Here is a 1047-nt window from a genome sequence, read left to right on the forward strand (position 1 = left end):
GATAGTTTAGTTTTTTAAAACTGGGGTTTTGGAGGGTTAAATAACAATAAATTTTTGACTAATACTCTCATTCTTCCTGTTTTATATAGTTGCTTCTTCTCTGTCTACGAGATCCCTTGAGCCTGTTATTTTGCTTTTATTCCTCAATTCGTTACGAAAGAATCGGAACTCTTAATCGAGCTGCAGCTATTCATTTTTTGGTGTACTTACTAATCTAATGTTTATTAGTACAGATTTCATTGCGTTTTGGGGGCGTCTAGCTTGAACTTGGGTCACTAAAAAATAAAATAGGTTAGCTTATGGTCTTTGATGGTCGGCGGAATATTGATTGTTCTAGGGGGTGTAGTGGTCAAAAGTACCGGACACTGGCTGAAGGGCCATTAACTGGTGACAACCCATCATTTTCTTGAGGGCGTTGCCGATTGTAAGGACTCATCAGATAATAGCCGTTGTCTTTCTTGTCCTGAGTTTGTTCCAGGTAGCTTGTTTCTGGTACCCACTCGGCTTTCAAGCTTCTAAATAACCTTCTATGGGAGTGTTTTCCCAACAATTACCACGAAGGCTCATGCTTTGAGTTGTCCTGGCATCCTTGATATTAATAGAACATCATGTTCTTCGCCGTCCCCGTTTCTCCTAAGCCAGCCCTAAAGCTTTAGATGCTAATTCAGCATTGGACTTATCTGATAAAGGCCAGCCCACAACGCGTCGACTAAATAGGTCAAGCACTACTGCTAAGTAGGCCCACTTCGAACCAGACCTAAGATAAGTAACCTCACCTTGCTCAATTTTGAGTTATTCGACCCAGTGTCGTAAAGCTGTTTCACGTATTCCATAGAGCTAGCTGCTTCAGGGATGGAGCCCCCTTGGTCAAGAACCAAGCTTGCAGCATATATTTTTGAATTCAGTAGAAAATGTACGTCTTTGTCGTTTTGCCATTGAACCCCTCATTTATGAGGTCCGGGATCAGGAGGCCACTACAGGAGAGAGCCTTTTGGACGTGAGAAGAATTAAGCCTTATCATTATTTATTAATAATAAATTAATGGTC

General features: G+C 41.3%; 2 pseudogenes. Both read right to left on the reverse strand.

The features are described 5' to 3' along the window. Positions 1 to 349: 349 nt before the first annotated feature. Positions 350 to 582, reverse strand: a pseudogene (locus AB4496_RS27395) (hypothetical protein); the annotation flags it as partial. Positions 583 to 636: 54 nt separating this feature from the next. Further along, positions 637 to 744, reverse strand: a pseudogene (locus AB4496_RS27400) (hypothetical protein); the annotation flags it as partial. Positions 745 to 1047: the final 303 nt, after the last annotated feature.

The organism is Vibrio sp. 10N.222.46.A1 (genome assembly GCF_041473595.1).
In the GTDB taxonomy this organism is placed as follows: Bacteria; Pseudomonadota; Gammaproteobacteria; order Enterobacterales; family Vibrionaceae; genus Vibrio; species Vibrio tasmaniensis_A.